At 74.4% G+C, this 16888-nt stretch carries 18 protein-coding genes and 1 tRNA gene; 8 read left to right on the top strand and 11 right to left on the bottom strand.

Going from position 1 to position 16888, the window contains the following annotated elements:
• Nucleotides 1-193 precede the first annotated feature (193 nt).
• Entirely contained in the window at nt 194-805 is a 612-nt protein-coding gene (locus ACFU9A_RS05620; RefSeq protein ID WP_430574270.1) for a pentapeptide repeat-containing protein, read from the bottom strand.
• A 37-nt stretch (nt 806-842) separates the two neighbouring features.
• Here ACFU9A_RS05620 and ACFU9A_RS05615 point away from each other — a divergent pair, with 37 nt between their 5' ends.
• Together ACFU9A_RS05615 and ACFU9A_RS05610 are read left to right on the top strand one after the other, a co-directional pair.
• Complete coding sequence (locus tag ACFU9A_RS05615) at nt 843-1424, top strand: alpha/beta family hydrolase (RefSeq protein WP_430574269.1); 582 nt, start codon at nt 843-845, stop codon at nt 1422-1424.
• Nucleotides 1425-1592: 168 nt separating this feature from the next.
• Complete coding sequence (locus ACFU9A_RS05610) at nt 1593-2924, top strand: ABC transporter substrate-binding protein (RefSeq protein ID WP_430574268.1); 1332 nt, start codon at nt 1593-1595, stop codon at nt 2922-2924.
• 83 nt (nt 2925-3007) lie between these two features.
• Here the strand turns inward: ACFU9A_RS05610 and def are convergent, their stop codons facing one another.
• Nucleotides 3008-3694, bottom strand: coding sequence for a peptide deformylase (gene def, locus ACFU9A_RS05605; protein WP_430574267.1), 687 nt, complete (start codon nt 3692-3694; stop codon nt 3008-3010).
• A gap of 174 nt (nt 3695-3868) precedes the next feature.
• On the opposite strand from def, the gene ACFU9A_RS05600 reads away from it, so the two are divergent.
• Both ACFU9A_RS05600 and ACFU9A_RS05595 read left to right on the top strand, forming a co-directional pair.
• Nucleotides 3869-4609: an ABC transporter ATP-binding protein gene (locus ACFU9A_RS05600; protein ID WP_430574266.1), complete on the top strand. Its 741-nt coding sequence runs from the start codon at nt 3869-3871 to the stop codon at nt 4607-4609.
• Nucleotides 4606-5997 carry an FtsX-like permease family protein gene (locus ACFU9A_RS05595; RefSeq protein ID WP_430574265.1) on the top strand — a complete coding sequence of 464 codons (1392 nt, stop codon included), beginning with the start codon at nt 4606-4608 and terminating at the stop codon, nt 5995-5997. The genes ACFU9A_RS05600 and ACFU9A_RS05595 overlap by 4 nt, the downstream gene beginning before the upstream one ends.
• Before the next feature lie 22 nt (nt 5998-6019).
• Here the strand turns inward: ACFU9A_RS05595 and ACFU9A_RS05590 are convergent, their stop codons facing one another.
• A complete protein-coding gene (locus ACFU9A_RS05590; RefSeq protein WP_430574264.1) occupies nt 6020-6568 on the bottom strand; it encodes a GNAT family N-acetyltransferase in 549 nt (182 codons plus the stop codon).
• 47 nt (nt 6569-6615) lie between these two features.
• On the opposite strand from ACFU9A_RS05590, the gene ACFU9A_RS05585 reads away from it, so the two are divergent.
• A complete protein-coding gene (locus ACFU9A_RS05585; protein WP_430574263.1) occupies nt 6616-7191 on the top strand; it encodes a helix-turn-helix domain-containing protein in 576 nt (191 codons plus the stop codon).
• A gap of 7 nt (nt 7192-7198) precedes the next feature.
• Here the strand turns inward: ACFU9A_RS05585 and ACFU9A_RS05580 are convergent, their stop codons facing one another.
• Together ACFU9A_RS05580 and ACFU9A_RS05575 are read right to left on the bottom strand one after the other, a co-directional pair.
• On the bottom strand, nt 7199-7507 hold the full coding sequence (locus ACFU9A_RS05580) for a DUF3467 domain-containing protein (protein WP_430574262.1): 309 nt from the start codon (nt 7505-7507) through the stop codon (nt 7199-7201).
• Nucleotides 7508-7623: 116 nt separating this feature from the next.
• Nucleotides 7624-8505, bottom strand: a complete 882-nt coding sequence (locus ACFU9A_RS05575; RefSeq protein ID WP_430574261.1) for an NmrA/HSCARG family protein — start codon at nt 8503-8505, stop codon at nt 7624-7626.
• 334 nt (nt 8506-8839) lie between these two features.
• Here ACFU9A_RS05575 and ACFU9A_RS05570 point away from each other — a divergent pair, with 334 nt between their 5' ends.
• Nucleotides 8840-9163, top strand: coding sequence for a hypothetical protein (locus ACFU9A_RS05570; protein ID WP_430574260.1), 324 nt, complete (start codon nt 8840-8842; stop codon nt 9161-9163).
• 73 nt (nt 9164-9236) lie between these two features.
• Here the strand turns inward: ACFU9A_RS05570 and ACFU9A_RS05565 are convergent.
• Nucleotides 9237-9309, bottom strand: a tRNA-Thr gene (locus ACFU9A_RS05565).
• A 224-nt stretch (nt 9310-9533) separates the two neighbouring features.
• On the opposite strand from ACFU9A_RS05565, the gene ACFU9A_RS05560 reads away from it, so the two are divergent.
• Nucleotides 9534-10448, top strand: a complete 915-nt coding sequence (locus ACFU9A_RS05560; RefSeq protein WP_430574259.1) for a PrsW family intramembrane metalloprotease — start codon at nt 9534-9536, stop codon at nt 10446-10448.
• Nucleotides 10449-10466: 18 nt separating this feature from the next.
• Here the strand turns inward: ACFU9A_RS05560 and ACFU9A_RS05555 are convergent, their stop codons facing one another.
• From ACFU9A_RS05555 to tmk, 5 genes are all read right to left on the bottom strand, one after another.
• Nucleotides 10467-12053, bottom strand: a complete 1587-nt coding sequence (locus ACFU9A_RS05555) for an alpha/beta hydrolase (protein ID WP_430574258.1) — start codon at nt 12051-12053, stop codon at nt 10467-10469.
• A gap of 47 nt (nt 12054-12100) precedes the next feature.
• Nucleotides 12101-12670, bottom strand: coding sequence for a hypothetical protein (locus tag ACFU9A_RS05550; RefSeq protein WP_430574257.1), 570 nt, complete (start codon nt 12668-12670; stop codon nt 12101-12103).
• Nucleotides 12667-14352, bottom strand: coding sequence for an enoyl-CoA hydratase-related protein (locus tag ACFU9A_RS05545; RefSeq protein WP_430574256.1), 1686 nt, complete (start codon nt 14350-14352; stop codon nt 12667-12669). The genes ACFU9A_RS05550 and ACFU9A_RS05545 overlap by 4 nt, the downstream gene beginning before the upstream one ends.
• 139 nt (nt 14353-14491) lie before the next feature.
• Nucleotides 14492-15643 carry a DNA polymerase III subunit delta' gene (locus tag ACFU9A_RS05540; RefSeq protein ID WP_430574255.1) on the bottom strand — a complete coding sequence of 384 codons (1152 nt, stop codon included), beginning with the start codon at nt 15641-15643 and terminating at the stop codon, nt 14492-14494.
• Nucleotides 15640-16341, bottom strand: coding sequence for a dTMP kinase (gene tmk, locus ACFU9A_RS05535; protein ID WP_430574254.1), 702 nt, complete (start codon nt 16339-16341; stop codon nt 15640-15642). The genes ACFU9A_RS05540 and tmk overlap by 4 nt, the downstream gene beginning before the upstream one ends.
• 136 nt (nt 16342-16477) lie before the next feature.
• On the opposite strand from tmk, the gene ACFU9A_RS05530 reads away from it, so the two are divergent.
• Nucleotides 16478-16888 (top strand): pyridoxamine 5'-phosphate oxidase family protein, encoded by a 411-nt coding sequence (locus ACFU9A_RS05530; protein WP_430574253.1) that lies wholly within the window; start codon nt 16478-16480, stop codon nt 16886-16888.

The raw sequence follows: 16888 nt of genomic DNA, 5'->3' as shown, positions 1-16888 counted from the left end.
GTGTCTCATCCTCCGGTGTCCTGCACTGGTCCGGCGTCGGCTCAGCGGGTGCTGCTCCACAGGCGAATGTAAACGATGTAAACGGGCGGTCGCGGTGACGTCCGAGACACCTGCCGGAGGATCGGCGCCATGACCTGGGCGGGGGCGGCGGCGATGTGACGAGGCCCACGCCCCGGGCGCGGCCGAGGACGCGTCAGGGCGTGACGACGAGCCCCAGCGCCTCGGCCAGCACCACCGCCTGGGCGGGGTCGACGACGGCGCCCGCCAGCCGCGCCGCGCGCGGGTCCAGCGCCGACAGGTCGCTGCCGCGCAGGACGGCGCCGCTCAGGTCGACGTCGGTCAGCTCCGCGCCCGACAGGTCGACGCCCAGCACCGTGGCCCCGGACAGGCGCGCGCCGTCGAGGTCGGCCTCGCGCATCCGCAGGTTCTCCAGGTGCACGCCCGCGAGCATCGCCCGCCGCAGCGTCACGAAGGACCAGTCCCCCCGCTCCGCGCGCAGCAGGTCGAAGCGGCAGTCGTCGAAGCGGGAGCCCACCAGCTTGCAGCGCTCGAACCGCGCGTCGAACAGGTTGGCGCGGCTGAACGTGCACCCCGTGAACGCGCACTCCGTCCACGCCGAGGCGTTGAACCGCACCCCGCGGAACGTGCACCGGTCGAACGTCGCGCCGGTGGCCGTCACCTCGGTGAGGTCCACCTCGACCAGCTCCACCTCCTGGAGCACCAGGCCGGACAGGTCCCGCCCGTACCAGTCCTCGCCGCGCACGCTGCTGCCCGGCTCGATGCTGCCCGGCTCGATCTCACCCATCCCCCGGACGCTACCGGCGGCTTGCGACACTGGACCCGTGCCATCCACGACGACGCCCCGAGGCCTGGTGCTCACCCCCGGCGCGGGCGCGAGCCGCGACCACCACACGCTGGTCGCGGTGGAGCGCCGGCTCGCGGACGCCGATCCGCCGCTGCCGGTCGAGCGGGTCGACTTCCCGTACCGGCTGGCGGGCAAGCGGATGCCGGACCGCCCGCCGGTCGCGGTCGCGCACCTGCGTGCCGAGGCGGAGCGGTTCGCCGCCGAGCTGGGCGCGGGCACCGACGCGCTGCTGCTGGGCGGCCGGTCGTACGGCGGCCGGATGTGCTCGATGGCGGTGGCGGAGGGTCTGCCCGCCGCCGGGCTCGTGCTGCTGAGCTATCCCCTGCACCCGCCGGGCAAGCCCGAGCGGCTGCGGGTCGAGCACTTCCCGGGGCTCCACGTGCCGGTGCTGTTCGTGTCCGGCGACCGCGACCCGTTCGGCACGCCCGCGGAGCTGGCCGAGCACGCCGCGGCGATCCCCGGCCCCGTCACGACCGTCACCCTCCCCGGCGCGCACGACGTGCGCGGCAAGGACGACGACGTCGCGGCCGCCGTCGCGGACTGGGTCCGCACGCTCTGACGCGCCCTGCTCGCGCCCTTCGCGGGCGGCCGGAGAGCGCCCGGGTCGTGGCCCGGGTGTCCACCGAAGCGCGTTTTTGTCCGGTCCCGCTCGACCCGACCTCCCCCCTGCCAGCATCGCGGGTGTCCAGACCGTCGTCCGACGGCACATGTGTGCAAGGAGGCCCTCATGTCCACGAGTACCGACAGCCCGCGCGCGCCGCGGCCGCGCGTCGGCCGCCTGCGTCGCCGCCCGGGCGTCGCGCTCCTCGCCGTCGGCGCCCTGGTGGCGCTCGGCGCCTGCAGCGGTGGCGACGGCTCCGCCGGGGGCGACGACGACGTCACGCTCACGTTCGCGTGGTGGGGCGACGCGTCGCGCGCCGAGCGGTACGAGAAGGCGATCGACCTGTACGAGGAGAAGAACCCCCACGTCACGATCCAGTCGTCGTACGCGTCGTTCGCCGACTACTGGACGTCCCGGAACACGGAGGCCGCGAGCGGCAGCCTCCCGGACGTGTTCCAGATGGACGTGTCCTACCTGTCCCAGTACGGCGGCAGCGGGCAGATCGCGGCGCTCGACGACTTCGCCGAGGACGGCACGATCGACATCTCGACGTTCCCGGAGAACGTCATGCCGGCGGCGAAGGTGGACGGCAGGCTCGTCGGCATCCCGACGAGCACCGGCGGCATCGCCAACTTCTTCAGCACGGGGCTGTTCGACGACCTCGGCGTCGCCGTCCCCGCCGGCGACCTCACCTGGGACCAGTACGACGACGTCCTGTCGCAGGTCGGCGCGGCCGGCGCGGACCACGACCCGGAGGTGAACGGCTCCACGCAGTACGTGCAGATCCTCTCGGTGTTCGAGATCTGGCTCGCCCAGCACGGCAAGGCCCTCTACACGCCCGACGGCGCCCTGGGCTTCACCGAGGCGGACCTCGCGGAGTGGTGGCAGCGCGCGACGCCGCTGTTCGCCGACGGCGGGTTCGTCGACCCGAAGCGGGCGGAGCAGCTCAACGGCGCCGACGTGCTCGGGGCGGGGGTCACCGCGAGCGAGCTGAGCTTCTACAACTTCCTGGTGCGGTTCTCCGAGGGCAGCGCGGGCGGGAAGTTCGCGATGCTGCTGCCCCCGGCCGACGACACGGCGAACCGCGGTCTCTACCTCAAGCCGTCGCTGGAGCTGTCGATGTCCGCGACCACGGAGCACCCCGAGGAGGCGGCGAGGTTCATCGACTTCATCGCCAACGACCCCGAGGTGAGCAAGGAGTTCGGCCTGTCCCGCGGCGCCCCGATCTCGCAGCCCGCGCTCGACGCCCTCGAGCCGGAGGGGCTCGACAAGCAGATCCTCGACTACTGGGAGCAGCTCGCCGAGGTGGCGGGCGACACTCCCCCGCCCCCGCCCGAGGGCGCCGGCGCCGTCGAGGTCGAGTTCACGCGCATCGCGCAGGACATCGGGTTCGGCACGACGAGCGTCGACGACGGCGTCAAGGAGTTCTTCTCCACCGCACCGGGGATGCTCGGCTGACGACCCGGGCACGCATCGAGCGTGCTGACCTGTTCCTCAGGAGCGCCGTACGAGGCTCAGGTCAGCACGCTCGATGCGTCGTCTCAGCGGCCGCCCGCGGGCCGGTCGGGGTACTCGGCAGGCCTCTTGCCCAGCTCGACGGCGAGCTCGTGGCGGCCGGCGAGGATGTCCGGCCGCTCCTCGTCGCGCTGGCGCAGGGCGTCCGCCTGCAGGTCGGGCGACAGGTGGTCCCAGTAGAGGGTGCCGTCCAGGTGCTGCGCCTCGTGGATGAAGGCGCGCGCCAGGAACCCGCTGCCCGACAGCTGCACGGGGCCGCCGTGCTGGTCCACGCCGCGGACCGTGGCGGCGCCCGGCCGCTCCAGCGGCTCGTACGCGCCGGGCACGGACAGGCAGCCCTCGTCCTCGGTCTCCGGCTCCGCGTCGAGGTCCGTCTCGAGCACCGGGTTCACGACGTGCCCCACGTGCCGGTCGCCCCGCTCGTCGGTGACGTCGTAGACGAACAGCCGGATGCCGACGCCCACCTGCGGGGCCGCGAGGCCCACGCCCTCGGCGTTCTCCATCGTCGCGAACATGTCGTCGATCAGGCGCGCGAGCTCCGGGGTGGAGAACTCCTCGACCGGCGCGGCCGGGGAGTGCAGCACGGGCTCGCCGATCTCGGTGATCCGCAGCACGCGGCCGCGCGCGGCCTCCGGGGCCTGGGCGGGGTACGGGTCCACCGGCTCGCCCAGCAGGTACGTGGTGGGCCGACGACGACCGAAGCTCCAAGCCATGCCGCCGAGGATACCGGCGGGCCACCAGGCGCCCGGCGCCGTACGGACCGCCGCGACGGTGCCGGACTCGTGGTTCTCCCCCATCGGCGTCATACCGCAGGGGGACCCGGCCCGACGACGGATCCGCTCGTGGTCCGACGCGCCCGCTCCCCGCCCGGAGCGAGGGTGGGTGGCATGACACCTCTGCTGAGCGCGCGCGGCCTGACCATGCAGTACCCCGGCGGGGTCACGCCCGCCCTCGACGCGGTGGACCTCGACATCGGCGTGGGCGAGTCCGTCGCCGTCATGGGTGCCTCCGGCTCCGGGAAGACGACGCTGCTGCACTGTCTCGCCGGCATCCTGCGGCCGACGGCCGGCTCCGTGACCTTCGCGTCCGCGGGCGGGCCCGTGCGCGTCGAGTCGCTCGACGACGCCGGCCGGTCGCGGCTGCGGCGCGAGGAGCTCGGGTTCGTCTTCCAGCAGGGCCTGCTGCTCGACGAGCTGACCGCGCTGGAGAACGTCGCCGTGGCGCGCATGCTCGGCGGGGTGCCGCGCGCGCAGGCCGAGGCGGAGGCCGCGCAGTGGCTGCACCACCTCGGCCTCGCCGGCCTGGAGCAGCGCCGGCTCGGCGAGCTGTCCGGCGGCCAGGCGCAGCGCGTCGCCATCGCGCGCGCCCAGGTCACCGGGGCACGCCTGATCTTCGCCGACGAGCCGACCGGCGCGCTCGACTCCGCCACGTCGGTCGAGGTCCTCGACCTGCTGCTGTCCGCCACGCGCGCCGGCCGCACGCTCGTCGTCGTCACGCACGACGCGGACGTCGCCCGCCGCTGCGCCCGCACCGTCGTCCTGCGCGACGGCCGCGTCGTCTCCGACACCGGCGCGGCGCCTGCGCCCGCGGCCCCCGGTACGGCGGACGCCGCCGAGGTCGTGCGATGACCGCCGCCACCGCTCTCCCGGGCTCCCGCTCGACGGGCCCCGTCTCCACCGCCGTCGCGCTCGCGCCGCTGTTCGCGCGGCGCCGCGACGGCGACCGGCTCGCCACCGCCCTCCCCGTGGTGAGCTTCGCCGTCGTCACCGCGCTGCTGCTCCTCGTGCTGGGCGGCGCGCAGGCCTTCTTCGGGTGGGACGACGACCTCGCCTCCACCTACGCCACGCTCGCCGTCATCGCCGTCGTCCTGCTGCTCGTGCCCCTGGCCACCGTCGGCGCGTCCGCGGCGCGGCTCGCCGCCCGCCGGCGCGACGAGCGCCTCGCGTCGCTGCGCCTCCTCGGCGCCACGACCGGCACCATCACCGTCCTCACGGTGCTGGAGGCGGCCGTGACCGCGCTGGTCGGCGCCGTGCTCGGCGTCGTCGTCTACGCCGTGACCGCGCCCCTGGTCGGCCTGCTGCACTTCCGCGGCGAGGCGCTCGGGTCGCAGATGTGGGTGCCCTGGTGGTGGCTCCCCCTGGCCGTGCTCGGCGTCGCGCTGCTGGCCGCCGGGAGCGCCGTCGTCGGCCTGCGGGCGGTCGTCGTGACGCCGCTCGGCGTGCGGACCCGGCAGCGCACCGGCACCGCGCACTGGGTGCGCGTCGTCGTCGCCGTCGGCGTGCTGCTCGTCGGCCTCGTCCTCATGCAGCTCCTCGGCGTGCTCGGCGAGCTGGGCGGCATCGTCGCGGTCGTCGGCACGATGGCGGCGATCTTCGCCGGCATGCTGCTCGCCCTCGACGCCCTCGGGCCGTGGTTCGTGCGGGTGCGAGCCCGCCGGCAGGCCCGCAAGGCCGGCACCGTGCCCCGCCTCCTCGCCGCGCGCATGATCCTCGAGGACCCCAAGGCCGCCTGGCGGCAGGTCAGCGGCGTCGCCATGACGAGCTTCGTGGGCGTGTTCGGCGCCGTCGGCCTGGCCCTCTCGACCATGACCGCCACCGACGAGATGGACGCCGACGAGCGCTGGCTCATGCACGACATCTCGACCGGCGTCCTGGTCACCGTGGCCGGGTCGTTCCTCATGGTGGCGTGCTCGGTGGCCATCAACCAGGCCGCGGCCACGCTCGACCGCGGCGCCGTGCACGTGTCGCTCGACCGGCTCGGCGTGCCGCGCTCCGTGATGAGCGAGGCCTCCCGGCGGGCCGTGATGTCGGCCCTGTGGATGGTGGCGGGCGGCTCCGCCCTCGTCGCGGGCGTGCTGATCTTCCCCCTCGTCGGGATGGCGGTGTTCATCCAGCCGGTCGCCGTGATCACCGCGCTCGCGGTCTTCGCCCTCGGCTTCCTCGCCGTCCGAGGAGCCGCCGCGCTCAGCGCCCGCCTCGTGCCGGGCATCCTCGCCCGGCCCGAGCGCGTGCTCTGACCCGGCCGGGCCCGCGCGCCCGTCAGCCGTCGTGGCCGACGCTCTCCAGCCGCGGCGCGACGCCGGCCGTCTCCGCGCCGTCCTGCAGCGGGAGCGCGAGGATCTCGAGGTCGAGCCACTGCCCGAACTTCGTGCCCACCTCCGGCAGCCGTCCGACGGAACCGAAGCCGAGGGACTCGTGCAGCCGGACGGAGGCGACGTTCCCGGCCTCGATGTCCGCGAGCATCGTGCGGTGGCCCGCGGCGCGGGCGCGGGCCACGAGCTCGACCAGGAGCGCGCGGCCCAGGCCACGCCCCCGGTACCCGTCGGCCACGTAGATCGAGTCCTCGACGGTGTGCCGGTAGCCGGACTTGGCCCGCCACTGCGCGTACGTGGCGTAGCCGGCGACCTCGCCGCCGTCGTCCGCGACGACGACCGGGTTGCCGGCAGCGCGCTGCGCGGCGAACCACGCCTCCCGCTCGCTGCGCGGAACCTCGTCGTCCGTCCAGATCGCGGTGGAGGTGCGGATGGCGTCGTTGTGGATCGTCAGGATGCCGTCCAGGTCGGAGTCGGCGGCGTCACGGAGCAACATGGGCCTATAGTAGCCACCATGTCTACTATCGTATACAGCGATGTCCGATGACGGACGACCTGAGCGGAGCCCTCGCCGGCACGGTGCAGGCCGCCCGCGCCGACCGCGGGCTGACGGTCGCCGCGCTCGCGGAGGCGTCGGGGGTCTCACGCGCGATGATCTCGCGCATCGAGCGCGGTGACGCCCAGCCCACCGCCGCCCTGCTGGGCCGCCTCTCCGCGGCGCTGGGGATGACGCTCTCGGAGCTGGTCGCCCGCGCCGAGGGCGACCCGAGGCGCGTGGCCCGCCGGGCCGAGCAGCCGCGCTGGACGGACTCCGAGACGGGGTACACGCGTCGCGCCGTCTCCCCGCCCGCGAGCACCTCGCTCGAGCTCGTCGAGGTCGACCTGCCCCCCGGTGCGGAGGTGACCTACCCCGCCGAGGCGTTCCGGTTCGTCGACCAGCAGATCTGGGTGCTGGACGGCGCTCTGCGGTTCGTCGAGGGCGACCTGGTGCACGAGCTCGAGGCCGGCGACTGCCTCCAGCTGGGCACGCCGGCCGACTGCACCTTCGTCAACGCGACCCGGAGCCCCTGCCGCTACCTCGTGGTCCTCGCCAAGCTCGCGGCCCCACGACCCCGCTGACGACGGCTCAGGCGGTCTCGCCGGTCTTCTTCCCCGTCTCCCGCTCCCAGGCGTCGAGCTGCTGCGTGAGCGCCCGCGCCAGCTCGAACACCTGCTGCGGGGGGATGCGCACGCGCGACACCACACGCCCCGGCACCACGCGGCCGGTGACCGCCCCCGTGTCCGGGTCGGTCACCGGCTGCGGCGGCTTCGTGGCCGCGACGAAGTCGATGACGAACGACGTCGACGTGTGCCACAGGGACGCGAAGTCCGCGGGGACGCCGCCCTCCAGCTCCGTCGGGACGTCGATCTGGAACTTCACCTCGTTGGCGGCCATGCGGCCACTGTGACCCACGGCGGGGCCCCGGCACCAGCGCCGCCCGGGTCTCGACCCGAGCACGGGACCCCACGGCACAGGTTCTTCGGTCGGCGCGGACCGCCACGAGGCGTCGTTCAGATGGCCGGTTCCGGTTCCGCCGGCAGCGACCAGTGTGCGGCGACCCAGTCCTGCAGGGTGGTCAGCGAGGCGTGCGCCGCGCGCAGCGCGCGGACGTCCGCGCGGAACCCGATCGTGTTGAACCAGTCGAACATCGCGCCCACCTCCTCGCTGTGAGCGCGGACCTGCTCGACCGGCTGGGCGACGAAGCGCACCGAGCGACCGGCGGCGCGGGCGAAGACGTCGGCGATCTGCGGGCCGGTGAGCTCGTCACCGGCGATCTCGATGGCGCGGCCCAGGTGGTCGGACGGGGCGTCGAAGGCGTCGGCCGCCAGGGTCCCGATGTCGTCCGGGGTGATCATCTGCAGTCGGGTCCGAGGGTCGAGCGCCATGGTGAAGACGAGCTCTCCGTCGACCCATCGCGGGCCGAGGTGCTCGAAGTTGGTGATGAAGAACGTCGGTCGCAGGATCGTCGCGGGCAGCCCGAGAGCCTCGATGTGGCGTTCGACCTCGCCCTTGGTCGCGAAGTGCTGCACCCGGCCGGGGCGATCGGCGCCGTCGACGGAGCTGAAGACGAGGTGGGCGATCCCGGCGCGAGCAGCCGCCTGCGCCACCGCCTTGCCCTGACGCACCTCGCCGACGAACCCGTCCGGGCCGGTGAACGTCTGCACGCTGAACACGCCATAGGCCCCGGCCAGGGCCGCGTCCAACGAGGCGTCGTCGTCCAGGTCCCCCCGCACCAGCATCGCCCCGGCCTCCTTCAGCGCGAGCGCCTGCGGCGTGTCCGGGTCGCGGACCAGGGCCCGCACCTCCCAGCCGCGGGAGAGCAGGGCGCGTGCGACGGCACCCCCTTGCCGCCCGGTCGCCCCGGTGACCACCACGACGCGGTTCTCGTGCATGACAGGCTCCTCAACAGCGCAGTCCGGGACTGCCCTCGATGGCCGTCCCTGAGACACCCAGCCTGCAACCTCAACTTATCTTCAGGTCCACTCGTCGTGATCGAGATCACGCCGACACGTCGCCGAGCGACGCCGGAGCGGGTGAACTCTCGGTGGTGGCGTCCGACCGGTTCCATCGGTTGACCGGGGCCTACGCAGGTTCGTCGCGCCATCGTCCATCGCTGTTCGGTTGCCGTGGGCTGCCGTACCGCCCAGCCTGGACCAGTACCCACTCCGCGCGGCAGTCGCCGCGCTTGCGCGTGCCTGGGCACAGGGGCCCGGGCACGTTCACGCGGTGGCCGCCAACGCGGGACCGGGCGACGTGGGGTCTGCGACGGTCGTCGTGGACCTGCCGGCACAGGTGAGCTCGGTGTCGGGCCTCCCGGCCGGATGCACCTACGCCTCGGCCACGGACGAGGTGACGTGCGCGACCGGTGCGATCGCCGACGGCGACGAGTTCGCAGCATCCTTCGGCGCCACCCTCGGTCTGCTGTCGATCGGCCAGCTCCCGGCCACGGCGACCCGTACCGCGTCGACGCCCACGGATCCGAACCCGGGCAACGACACGGCTGCCGCCGACTGCAGCGTCCTGACCAGCCTGTTGGTCTCCTGCCCCTGACCCGCACGATGGTGCTCGCCCGAGGGCATGACGAAGGCCCCGGATCGTCGAGATCCGGGGCCTTCCGTGTCGGAGCCGCCTATCAGAATCGAACTGATGACCTATTCATTACGAGTGAATCGCTCTACCGACTGAGCTAAGGCGGCGTCGCTGTCGCCCGGCTGCGGCCGGATCAACGAGCGCGCCCACAGTACCCGACGCGCCGCGCGCTCTCCAAACCGGTGGGCGGGAAGCGATCTCCCTTCCGCGCGACAGAGTGCGCTGACCTCCGCATACTCGTGCTCAGCAGCCCCGCAGCACCCGTACAGCACCCCTGCCGCACCGCGCGCGCCCGGCGCCGGTCGCCTGGCCGAACATCTGGAGGACGACCATGCACCCCACCCCCGCGCCGCAGACGGTCTCCGTGCCGACAGGCCGAGGCTGGTGGTGGAAGTCGCTGATCCTGGGCGTGCTGCTGTGGGCGGTCACCGCGGCCGTCACGTTCAGCACGCAGAACTCCAACCTCATCCCGACGGTCATCCTGCTCGGCAGCTTCCTGGTGCCGTTCACCGTGGTGCTGTTCGTGGTCGAGAAGGCGCACGGGTCGATCGACATCATGCTGCTGCTGGCGGCGTTCTTCTTCGGCGGCATCTTCGGTGTGCTGGGCGCGTCGATCCTGGAGTCGCACCTGTCGCCGTCGTGGTGGATCTACGTGGGTGTCGGCGCGATCGAGGAGGCCGTGAAGATCGCCGTGTTCCTCGTGGTCGGCGCGCGGGTCGCCCAGAAGACCGGCCTCAAGGGCGCGTTCCTCGGCGCGGTGGTCGGCGCCGGGTTCGCGGCGTTCGAGTCGGCGGGCTACGCGTTCAACGCCAGCCTCACCCGCCTGGGCCAGATCGACCTGGACTCCCTGCTCCAGACGGAGGCCGTGCGCGGGCTGCTCACCCCGGTCGGGCACGTGCTGTGGACGGCCATCCTGGGCGCCGCGATCTTCGGCGCCGCCTCCGCGGCGGGGAAGTACCGGTTCACGGGGGGCGTGCTGCTCGCCTACCTGACCGTCGTCGGCCTGCACGCGCTGTGGGACTCGATGGGCTTCCTGTCCGCCTGGCTGGCGATCAAGGTCACCGGCGGCCTGCACTACGAGCTCGCCTACGGCCAGCTGCTGCCGGCGACGGCGGACAGCGCGTCGACGTGGTCCACCGTCTTCTACGTGGTGGGGCTGGTGGTCATCTCCGTGCTCGGCGTCCTCGCCCTGCGGCACTGGGCCCGCAGCCACCAGCCGGCGGCCGTGGAGCACGAGCTCGCCTGACGGTGGCGCCCGCGGGCGTCAGCAGGTGGTGCCGTCCTTCGGGACGTCGCCGTCCACGAGGTACGACTCGACGACGTCCGCCACGCACGGGCGCGACGGCGAGTACGCGGTGTGCCCCTCGCCCTCGTAGGTGACGAGGACGCCGGAGTCCAGCGTCTTCGCCAGGCCCTCCGCCCACGCGTACGGGGTGGCGGGGTCGTTGGTGGTGCCGATGACGACGATCGGCGCCGCGCCCTTCGCGTGGACGTCGAACTCCTTCTTCGCCAGCGGGGCCGGCCAGTCGGCGCACGTCGTGCCGCCGTAGGCGAAGAACTCGCCGACGGTGGGCGCCTTCTTCTCGATCTCCGCCGCCTCGGCACGCATCTCGCCGACGTCCGTGGTGCCGCGGTCGTCGAGGCAGCCGACGGCGCGGAACGCCTCGGAGGAGTTCGACGAGTAGGTGCCGTCCGCGTTCCGGTCGTTGTAGGCGTCGGCGAGGTAGAGCAGCGTGTCGCCCGTCCCGCTGGTGATCGCCTCCGTGAGCGCCTGCGTGAGGACGGGCCAGTTCGCCTGGTTGTACAGGGTCAGGGCGACGCCGTAGAACGCGAGCGTGCGGGTCACGGGGCGGTCGGCGTCGGAGGTGGGCAGCGGGCGCTCGTACGCCTGGTCGAAGAGGGCCTTGATCCGCTGCATGCCGTCGTCCACCGACCCGGGCAGGGGGCAGCCCTTGCCGGCCTGGCAGTCGGCCACGTACGCGCGCAGGGCGTTCTCGAAGCCGACGGCCTGCCCGGCGGAGATCTCGTCCGAGGAGAGCGTCGTGTCGATGGCGCCGTCCAGCACCAGGCGGCCGGCGCGCCCCGGGAACAGGCCCGCGTAGGTGGCGCCGAGCTGCGTGCCGTACGAGTACCCGAGGTAGTGCAGCTGGTCGTCGCCGAGGACGGCGCGGAGCATGTCCATGTCCCGGGCGGCGCTCTGCGTGTCGACCTGGCCGAGGACGTCACCGGTGTGCTCCGCGCACGCCTCGCCCCACGCGCGCGACTCCGCCTCCATGGCGGCCAGCCCGTCGTCGGTGCTCGGGTCGAAGTCCTTGGCCAGCGACTCGTCCTTGCGCGCGTCGTCGAAGCACGTCACGGGCGTCGAGTCCTGCACGCCCCGCGGGTCGAACCCGACGATGTCGAACGCGTCCCGCAGCTTCTTGCCGAACGTGGAGCCGTCGTTCTCGGCGTCGCTGCGCACGAAGTCGACCCCCGAGGCGCCCGGGCCACCGGGGTTGACCAGCAGCGAGCCCTGCGGGTCCTTGCCGTCGGCGGGGTTGCGCACCAGCGCCAGCTCGATGCTGCCCGCGCCCGCGTCGTGCCAGGACAGCGGCGCCGCGGCCGTCGCGCACTGCAGCCCGCCCTTGCAGTCGGTCCACTCGAGCGCCTGCCCGTAGAACTTCTCGAACCCGTCCGGTGCCTGCGACGCCGCGGGGCCCGACGCCGAGCCCGCCGGCGCCTGCTCCTTGGCGGGCGCCGTGCACCCGGCGAGGAGCAGCACCCCCGCCACCAGAGCGGCGGACGCGCGCCGACCGGTCGTGCGGAGTGTGGTCGTGCGGCGGGCGGTCGGGCGGCGCTCGTCGAGGTTCACCCGCCCAACCTACCGTCGCCCCTCGCGTGGTCCGTGCAGGGGTCGGGTCACCCCTTCGGGGCCACCCAGGCGATCGGCCCCGTCTCCCCCTCGGCACCCCGCGGCGCCACCTCGACGGTGCCCCGGTCGCCCAGCCGGACGGTCAGCGGGTCGCCCCCGTCGGCGCCCTCCGGGAGCGCGACGGCGCTGGTCGTGGGCATGTAGTCCATCGTGCACGGCCCGTCGGGCAGCTTCTCGAACGTCACGACGGCCGTCCCGCCGGACGAGTCCCGCTCGCCCTCGGGCTGCGCCAGCAGCGGGCAGGTGCTCGACCCGTAGGTCACGACCAGCAGCACGCCGGGCGTGGGCGACCAGCCGGCGCCGGCCGGGCTGTCCATCGTGCCCTCGGCGCCCTCGGGCAGACCCCGCGCGTGCTCGCCCGGGGCCAGGGCCGCCGGGTCCTCCCCCGGCTCGGGAGACGACGCCGACGGCGACGGCTCCGGGGACGACGGCGAGGCCGAGGTCGCCGCGCCGCCCGCGCCCTCGCCGGACGCGCACGCCGTGACGAGGAGGGCGAGCACCCCCGCGGCTCCGGCCAGCAGGAGGCCGCGGGCGGCGCGGCGCGCGAGGGTCGTCATCGGGCGACGGTCTCGCGGGCGTCCTCGAACCGCAACCGCTCCGGCGTCACGGCGGGCGCGGACTTGCGCAGGAAGTCCCGCCGCTTGGCCGCGAACCCGCGGCGGTCGTCGAACAGGTCGCGCGCCATCTCGGCGAGCTCCACCGTGCGGTAGTACGACAGCGGGCGGCGCGGCGCGCGCAGCTGGGCCGTGGCGGCCGCCTCGGCGTGCCCCTCCGGCGTCGCCAGGGCCGCGGCGCGGTCGGCGAGCCAGGCGGCGAACAGGCCGGGGTCGCGCGGCCCGACGGCGTCGACCAGCCCGACGCGCGCGGCCTCCGCGACCGACACGGGCAGCTTGGCGCCGAGCAGCCGGTCGGCGTCGACCTCGCCGAGCCGCGACGCGACGGTCCAGGTGTGCAGCTCGGAGCCGAAGATGCCCATGTCGTAGTACGGGTTGAGCACCACGCCGTCGCGGGCCAGCACGACGTCGGCGCACAGTCCGGCCATCACGCCGCCGGCGCCGGCGTTCGCGGTGAACGCGGCGACGGTGAGCTGGTCGGCGCGGGCGATCGCCTCGCACAGGTCGTCGATGGCCTGGATGTTGGCCCACGCCTCCGCGGCCGGGTCCTCGGCGGCCTCGATGGCGCCCAGGTGGATGCCGTTGGAGAACGCGTGCTCGGTGCCGCGCACCACCAGCACCCGCGTGTCCTCCGTGAGGGCCTTCTCGACCGCGGTGGTCAGGCGGCGGCACTGCTGCGTGTGCATGGCCCCGCTGTACGAGCGGATCGTCAGGTACCCGACGTCGCCGTCGCGCTCGTAGAGGGACTCGGCGAGCGCCTCGGGCGCCGGGTGGAACGGGACGCCGGCGACGTCGAGCACCCAGGCGGCGGGCAGCTTGGTGCCCCGCTTCCGGTCGAGCGTGGCGGCGTAACCGACCCACAGCGTGCCGTCGCCGGTCGCGAGGGCCACCGCGTCCTCGTCGCGGCCCACGACCGTGCCGGGCTCCGCGTCCGGGGAGATCGTCTCCGGGGTCGCGACGGCGTCGAACAGGCAGACCCGCGCGCCGCGCACGGTCGCGGGCGCGCCGGGCGCCCCGTCGGCGGCCGCGACCGTGCGCGCGAGCTCGGCGGCGGGGCGCGTCAGGTCGAGCTCGAACGCGGCGCGGCGCAGCAGGGGCAGCTCGCCCGTGCCGGGCACCTCGGGGTCGAGCTCGGCGGCGGGGACCGGCGGCTCGCCCGCGGCGACCTTCCGCAGCACCTCGTCGACGCACGCCATCGCGGCGTCCGCGACCAGCCCGTTGTAGAGCGCGCTCTTGGCGACCGGCGGCGACGGCATCGCGAAGGTCGACGTCGCCCACACGGGGCCGGCGTCCATCTCCTCCACCGTGGACAGGGCGGTCACGCCCCAGCGCTCGCGCCCCTCGAGGATCCCGTGGTCCAGCGAGGACGGCCCGCGGTCGCCGACCGGACCGGGGTGGACGACGACGGTGGTCCAGCGCCGCCACACGTCCTCGGGCACGCGGTGCTTGAGGAACGGCGCCAGGATCAGGTCCGGGCCGATCTCCTCGACGCGCGCGACCAGGTCCTCCGGCGCGGAGAAGGCCGGCGCGAGCTCGACGCCGACGTCGTGCCCCCGGTCCGCCAGATGCCCCCACACGCGCTGCGTGAGCCCGTTGAACGCCGAGACGAGCAGCAGGATCCTCATGCCAACCCCCAGTCAGATCGCGGAGGCCACCATGGCCCCCGCCGCGGAACACCTCACAGCATCGGGGGCGATCAGGCAACTATCGGCCTCGCGCCGAGGCGCCACCGACCGCCCCCGGAGCCGCTCGGGCGGCCTGGGATCAGCCCTGCGGGCGGAGCGCGACGGTCATCGCCTCGAGGGCGAGCAGCGGCGCCACGTTGCCCTCGAGGCGCTCCCGCGCGGTGCCGATCGCGTCCATCCGGCGGATGGTCTGCTCCGGCGTCGAGTCGGCGGCGAGCGCGCGGACGGTCGCGTCGTGCTCGGCGTTCACCAGGTCGACCGCGGCGCCGAGCTGCACCACGAGCACGTCGCGGTACAGGGACAGCAGGTCCACCATCGACCGGTCGAGGACGTCGCGCTGGCGCCGCGTGGCGCGGCGCTTCTGGTCGTCCTCGAGCTGCTTGAGCTGCGAGCGCAGGCGGGGCGGCAGCGTGTCGCCCTCGTGCACGCCGAGCGCGCGCAGCAGCTCCGCCTTCTCGACGGCGTCCCGCTCCGTCGTCGCCGCGACGGCCTCGGCCTTGGCGACGTCCACCAGCTCGCCCGCCGCGAGGACGGCGTCGCCCACCCCGCGGATGCGGCGCGCCACCTCGAGCACGGCGTCGCGGCGGCGGCGGGCGTCCCCGTCGCGCGCGAGCCGGCGCGCCAGCCCGACGTGCGACTGCGCGGCCCGCGCCGCCGTCAGCGCGACCGCCGGGTCGACGCCGTCGCGGCGCACCAGCAGGTCCGCCACGTCCTGGGCGGGCGGCACCCGCAGCACGACGCCCCGGCAGCGGGACCGGATGGTCGGCAGCACGTCCTGGGCGCTCGGGGCGCACAGCACCCAGACGGTGTGCGGCGGCGGCTCCTCGATGGCCTTGAGCAGCACGTTCGTGGTGCGCTCCGCCATGCGGTCCGCGTCCTCGACGACGATGACGCGGTAGCGGCCCGAGGACGGCGTGCGCGACGCCGTCATGATGAGGTCGCGCACCTCGTCGATGGTGATGACCACCTTGTCGGTGGCCACGACGGTGAGGTCCGGGTGCGTGCCTGCGAGCGTCGTCGTGCAGGCGTGGCAGCGGCCGCAGCCGCCGGTCTCGCCGTCGCTGCCCGTGCACTGGAGCGCCGCGGCGAAGGCGCGCGCCGCCACGGAACGGCCGGAGCCGGGCGGCCCGGTGAGCAGCCACGCGTGCGTCATCGCGGACGGGTCGGTGGCGGCGCGGCGCAGCAGGGCGACCGCGTCGGGCTGCCCGACGACGTCGTCCCACACGCTCATGCGCGTCCCTCCCCCGGCTCGGCCGCCTCGTCGGCCTCGGCGACGGCGTCGGAGACGGCCTCCTCGACCACCGGCGTGAGGTCGAGGCGTGCGGCGACGTCCACGCGCACCTGCGCCTGCACGTCGTCGAGCGGCGCGGCCGCGTCCACCACCACCCAGCGCTCGGGGTCGGCCGCCGCGCGGCGCAGGAACGTCTCGCGCGTGCGCCGGTGGAACTCGTCGCCGGCGCGCTCCAGGCGGTCCGGCGCCCCGGACAGGCGGGCGGCGCCGACGACCGGGTCGAGGTCGAGCAGCACGGTGACGTCGGGGAGCAGGTCGCGGGTGGCCCACAGCGACAGCGCCTCGATCTCCTCCTCGGAGAGCTCGCGGCCACCCGCCTGGTACGCCACCGACGAGTCGAGGTACCGGTCGGTCACGACCACCGCGCCGCGCTCCAGCGCCGGCCGCACGACCGTCGCGACGTGGTGGGCGCGGTCCGCCGCGTACAGCAGCGCCTCGCTGCGGGCGTCCATGTCGCCGCCGTGCAGGACGTGCCTGCGCAGCTCGAGGCCGAGCGCCGTGCCGCCCGGCTCGCGCGTCACGACGACCTCCCGGCCCGTCACCTCGTGCAGCCAGTCGCCCAGCAGCCGGACGTGCGTGGTCTTGCCGACGCCGTCGCCGCCCTCGAACGAGACGAAGTACCCGGGTGCGCTGCTCACGCAGACACGGTAGTCGGTGGCGGCGACAACGCGTCGCGCGGGCACCGCGTGACCCACTCCATCCCGGCCCGCCGCGCGACACGGCCGTCGGGGCGCGACGATGGGAGCGACACCGCCCGTCGTACCAGGAGGTCGCATGCCTGCCGAGTCGTCGTCCAGCCAGCCCGTCACCCTCCTCACGGAGGACGCCTGCTGGGACTTCCTGCGCACGCAGAGCCTCGGCCGGCTCGCCACGGCCGTCGGCGGCGAGGCGGAGATCTTCCCCGTGTCCTTCGCCGCGGCGGACGGCGTCGTGTACTTCCGCACCCACCCGGGGACGAAGCTCGTCGAGCTCACGGTGAACTCGCGGGTGGCGTTCGAGGCCGACGAGTGGGGCGAGAGCGTCGCGACGAGCGTCGTGGTGAAGGGCACGGCGCGGATCCTCGAGACCGACGCGGAGCTCGACGCCGCGCGCGCCACCGGCCTGGTCAGCTACCAGGACGACGGCAAGAACGTGTGGGTGAGCATCACGCCGACCGACGTCAGCGGCCGGCGCCTCACGCGCTGA

The organism is Isoptericola sp. NPDC057653 (assembly GCF_042799955.1).
In the GTDB taxonomy this organism is placed as follows: domain Bacteria; phylum Actinomycetota; class Actinomycetes; order Actinomycetales; family Cellulomonadaceae; genus Isoptericola.
Note: the sequence above shows the minus strand (reverse complement) of the source record. Positions and strands in the feature narration are given on the sequence as shown.

Excerpts from the sequence above, each read along its gene's own strand:
- ACFU9A_RS05575 (WP_430574261.1), bottom strand. The coding sequence starts at position 8,505 with ATGCACGAGAACCGCGTCGTGGTGGTCACCGGGGCGACCGGGCGGCAA.
- ACFU9A_RS05620 (WP_430574270.1), bottom strand. The coding sequence starts at position 805 with ATGGGTGAGATCGAGCCGGGCAGCATCGAGCCGGGCAGCAGCGTGCGC.
- ACFU9A_RS05530 (WP_430574253.1), top strand. The coding sequence starts at position 16,478 with ATGCCTGCCGAGTCGTCGTCCAGCCAGCCCGTCACCCTCCTCACGGAG.
- ACFU9A_RS05560 (WP_430574259.1), top strand. The coding sequence starts at position 9,534 with ATGCACCCCACCCCCGCGCCGCAGACGGTCTCCGTGCCGACAGGCCGA.
- ACFU9A_RS05600 (WP_430574266.1), top strand. The coding sequence starts at position 3,869 with ATGACACCTCTGCTGAGCGCGCGCGGCCTGACCATGCAGTACCCCGGC.
- ACFU9A_RS05590 (WP_430574264.1), bottom strand. The coding sequence starts at position 6,568 with ATGTTGCTCCGTGACGCCGCCGACTCCGACCTGGACGGCATCCTGACG.
- ACFU9A_RS05540 (WP_430574255.1), bottom strand. The coding sequence starts at position 15,643 with ATGAGCGTGTGGGACGACGTCGTCGGGCAGCCCGACGCGGTCGCCCTG.
- ACFU9A_RS05580 (WP_430574262.1), bottom strand. The coding sequence starts at position 7,507 with ATGGCCGCCAACGAGGTGAAGTTCCAGATCGACGTCCCGACGGAGCTG.
- ACFU9A_RS05595 (WP_430574265.1), top strand. The coding sequence starts at position 4,606 with ATGACCGCCGCCACCGCTCTCCCGGGCTCCCGCTCGACGGGCCCCGTC.
- ACFU9A_RS05610 (WP_430574268.1), top strand. The coding sequence starts at position 1,593 with ATGTCCACGAGTACCGACAGCCCGCGCGCGCCGCGGCCGCGCGTCGGC.
- ACFU9A_RS05550 (WP_430574257.1), bottom strand. The coding sequence starts at position 12,670 with ATGACGACCCTCGCGCGCCGCGCCGCCCGCGGCCTCCTGCTGGCCGGA.
- ACFU9A_RS05545 (WP_430574256.1), bottom strand. The coding sequence starts at position 14,352 with ATGAGGATCCTGCTGCTCGTCTCGGCGTTCAACGGGCTCACGCAGCGC.
- def (WP_430574267.1), bottom strand. The coding sequence starts at position 3,694 with ATGGCTTGGAGCTTCGGTCGTCGTCGGCCCACCACGTACCTGCTGGGC.
- ACFU9A_RS05585 (WP_430574263.1), top strand. The coding sequence starts at position 6,616 with ATGACGGACGACCTGAGCGGAGCCCTCGCCGGCACGGTGCAGGCCGCC.